The organism is Microcystis sp. M53602_WE12 (assembly GCF_030065455.1).
In the GTDB taxonomy this organism is placed as follows: domain Bacteria; phylum Cyanobacteriota; class Cyanobacteriia; order Cyanobacteriales; family Microcystaceae; genus Microcystis; species Microcystis aeruginosa.
In genome coordinates, this window is the sequence record NZ_JASJFB010000556.1 from 1 (window position 1) to 2,798 (window position 2,798).

The window sequence follows — 2,798 nt, forward strand, 5'->3', positions numbered from 1 at the left end:
CAAGTCCTTATCTGGCAACGTTTTTAGTCGATTTCTCGAAATACATAGCTGAAAATTTTTAAAAACGTCGTGCTTTGCTTACCTCATAAGCGATTAAAGGTAGCAAAAAAAGAATTAGATTCGGAGAATGAATCAGCCCTACCCTTCAAAAGGGGGACTTATCCCTAGAAGGTATTTCAAAAAACTACAGTTCCCACAATGGACGCAGTTTAAAAGCTAATTTACTGACTCAATTAATCGCAAATCACCAAATTAAAGAGATACCTGTAAGAGGCATTCTCCTATCACAACTAATAAGCGGTAAACCAAGGTGAAAGGCTGTAGCGGCAATTATTCTGTCAGGTAAATCAGGTACGGCAGTTCGTAATACGGTCGCCAAAACATTGACAACCTCGGCAGTCAAATCAGCTAAGATAAACCCACTATTACCAGCTAATAACTCTGCATCTAATTGGGATTTTAGTTCAGGTGCAATACGTCCTTTTTCTTGCAGATAAATTATCTCTATTAAACAGATAGTTGGAATATAAATGACAATTTCACCGCGATCGCATTGTTCAAATGTTTGGTTAGCTGTAGAACTCAAGCGTGGACTATCCTCTAAATACCAAATCAAAGCATGAGTATCGGTCACTGCATCACTCATCAAATATCCTCACGAGGAAAGTTAGCTCCTATCTGTTGTTTTACATCAGCGATATCTGCATCACTGATGTTGGCACCTCGCCATAATCCCCGCAAAGATTTACGAGGTTGATGGGTAGTAACCACTAACTGTTGTTTAATATCAGGAGTCACTTTTTCAATTAGACGTACTTTGTCTAGAGGAGAAAGCTGTTTGACTATCTCTAAGGCATCTTCTAGGGTAACAACTCTTGTCATCTTTTTAGACCTCAAGAAATAATGAGAATAACTTTCTGATTACATATCATCTTACAACGAATTTGAATCTTGGATCAAAAGGTTAAAATTCTCACAAAAATATTGACAAGTGCTGATCTAAGCTTAACAAAAACTTAACACAAATTCACTTAAAAACTATTGATTCGGCAGAAAAAAGGTGGTATGACTGAACTCAACAACAATAATGGAGGACTTACCCCATGAAAACTAAAAAACTGACACCCCGCAATGCTGCTCCTGTCCAACGGGAAAATACCGCTACCGTCTCTCGTAATGGCAATGCGATCGCTCAACTTGATTGGGGAACTTTTTGTGTGGGAGAGGATGGGAATGGCAATTGTGAAGAGTGGTACGAACTGCCTTTTGCGGGAGACGACGCAGAGTAATCCCTCCGATTTTAGCACGAACCTCAAATCAGGTCAAAAGTCTTTTTCTCCTTGCCAGGGCGCACGGTTTGCCTCAAGGAATTGACCTACAACCCTAGTTAATTCCTGGCTTTCGGATACCTGACACGGGGAGAAGCATTGCTCGGGGAGAGGGGGAGCGGGGGAGTACAGGTTTTTGCTCTTCTGTTGTCTCCCTTTTCCTTGGCTCACCAGTGCTAGAAGATTTAGATTCACAATAGGATACCAAGGAAAATTTTTTTATGAAAACTGTTGACAAAACTCAGTTAAAAGCTAATTTACTAGAATTATTGCAAATTGTGGAGTTACAAGGAGAAGAAATTTTAGTGACAGAAGGGACTAAACCAGTGGCGAGAATTTCTCCCTATCAAAAAAGTTATTCAACGGCGGAATTGTTTAAGAATATGCGAGGCAAGGTTCAGTATTTTGAAGATTTAACTACCCCAACAACCGAAGAATGGACGGAAGTATAAAAATTGTTCTTGATACTTGCGCCTTAATCTGGTGGAGTTTAGATCCCGACAAACTTTCTCAAAAAGCCAAGGAAGCTTGTGAACAGATGGAACAGCAAAAAAATGGTTTAGTACCATCAACAGCAATCTGGGAAATAGCCATTAAGGTTAACAACCGCAAATTAGATTTAGGAGTGAACATAGATGATTATATTGCAACTCTAAAAAAATCTGATGTTGTTCGGATTATCCCGATCAATGAGGAAATTTGGCTCGACAGTGTTAGGTTAAAATGGGAACATCGAGATCCGGTAGATAGAGTAGTTGTGGCGATCACCCAAAGAGATAAAGCAAATGTTATCACCGCAGATCAAAAAATAGCTAGTTTCTATTCTTCAGTAATTTGGTAAGCAACTAATCAACTAATCTACTCCTAGTGGACTGTTTCAACTAAAATAGGGCAATAGATTTGGCTCTTCTGGTTTCTGTGTGGAAACGAGGTCTATACTGATAGAATATCCGCAAAATAGCCCTAAAAGTCTTGCCCGATAAGCATTTCACGATTCCATAAGCAAAAATTATCACACAAAGTCGAGAAGAGCCTAGATTTCGGCTTAAAGTCTTAGATTATAGAATTTATAGCATTTTTCTAATACACCAAATTAGCTGAAACAATCCACTATAATGTAATAAATAATCACATTTTACCTCATATAAGTCGAGAGAGCCAAATCATCAATAATCATAGAACAAGGAGATGATTAATCATGAAATATAGCATTTTAATTCAATGGTCTGAAGAAGATAATGCCTATATTGCCAGTTTACCCGAATGGGGAAAATACGCTCGCACTCACGGCAGCACCCATCAAGAAGCCATTGATAATGCCCAAGAAGTTTTAGGCTCTTCGGTTTGTGTTATGCAATGGACGGGGGTTATAAGGGATGGAACCCTTATATAGAAAGGCATTTAGCGATTTTTGTCAATTGTTTTTTATCTAGAGCGAACTAATCAATTAAGTCTCTTGCCAGATAAGGA

At 38.7% G+C, this 2,798-nt stretch carries 6 protein-coding genes; 4 read left to right on the forward strand and 2 right to left on the reverse strand.

The features are described 5' to 3' along the window. Window positions 1-244: 244 nt before the first annotated feature. Window positions 245-646, reverse strand: a complete 402-nt coding sequence (locus tag PX482_RS17920; RefSeq protein ID WP_002762712.1) for a type II toxin-antitoxin system VapC family toxin — start codon at window positions 644-646, stop codon at window positions 245-247. Beyond that, the gene (locus tag PX482_RS17925) at window positions 646-882 is read right to left on the reverse strand and encodes a hypothetical protein (RefSeq protein WP_002762714.1); all 237 of its coding nucleotides are present in this window, start codon (window positions 880-882) and stop codon (window positions 646-648) included. The genes PX482_RS17920 and PX482_RS17925 overlap by 1 nt, the downstream gene beginning before the upstream one ends. Window positions 883-1,103: 221 nt before the next feature. Between PX482_RS17925 and PX482_RS17930 the strand changes: the two genes are divergently transcribed. The 4 genes from PX482_RS17930 (at window position 1,104) to PX482_RS17945 (ending at window position 2,721) form a co-directional block, all read left to right on the forward strand. Continuing rightward, entirely contained in the window at window positions 1,104-1,289 is a 186-nt protein-coding gene (locus PX482_RS17930) for an anacyclamide/piricyclamide family prenylated cyclic peptide (RefSeq protein ID WP_002762716.1), read from the forward strand. 260 nt (window positions 1,290-1,549) lie between these two features. Further along, entirely contained in the window at window positions 1,550-1,780 is a 231-nt protein-coding gene (locus PX482_RS17935) for a type II toxin-antitoxin system Phd/YefM family antitoxin (RefSeq protein ID WP_002762718.1), read from the forward strand. Beyond that, window positions 1,765-2,169, forward strand: a complete 405-nt coding sequence (locus PX482_RS17940) for a type II toxin-antitoxin system VapC family toxin (RefSeq protein ID WP_002762720.1) — start codon at window positions 1,765-1,767, stop codon at window positions 2,167-2,169. The genes PX482_RS17935 and PX482_RS17940 overlap by 16 nt, the downstream gene beginning before the upstream one ends. A 357-nt stretch (window positions 2,170-2,526) precedes the next feature. After that, window positions 2,527-2,721 (forward strand): type II toxin-antitoxin system HicB family antitoxin, encoded by a 195-nt coding sequence (locus tag PX482_RS17945; protein WP_002762722.1) that lies wholly within the window; start codon window positions 2,527-2,529, stop codon window positions 2,719-2,721. Window positions 2,722-2,798: the final 77 nt, after the last annotated feature.

What these genes read in the sequence shown, in the direction of transcription:
- PX482_RS17920 (WP_002762712.1), bottom strand. Translation starts at nt 646, where the DNA reads ATGAGTGATGCAGTGACCGATACTCATGCTTTGATTTGGTATTTAGAG.
- PX482_RS17925 (WP_002762714.1), bottom strand. Translation starts at nt 882, where the DNA reads ATGACAAGAGTTGTTACCCTAGAAGATGCCTTAGAGATAGTCAAACAG.
- PX482_RS17930 (WP_002762716.1), top strand. Translation starts at nt 1,104, where the DNA reads ATGAAAACTAAAAAACTGACACCCCGCAATGCTGCTCCTGTCCAACGG.
- PX482_RS17935 (WP_002762718.1), top strand. Translation starts at nt 1,550, where the DNA reads ATGAAAACTGTTGACAAAACTCAGTTAAAAGCTAATTTACTAGAATTA.
- PX482_RS17940 (WP_002762720.1), top strand. Translation starts at nt 1,765, where the DNA reads ATGGACGGAAGTATAAAAATTGTTCTTGATACTTGCGCCTTAATCTGG.
- PX482_RS17945 (WP_002762722.1), top strand. Translation starts at nt 2,527, where the DNA reads ATGAAATATAGCATTTTAATTCAATGGTCTGAAGAAGATAATGCCTAT.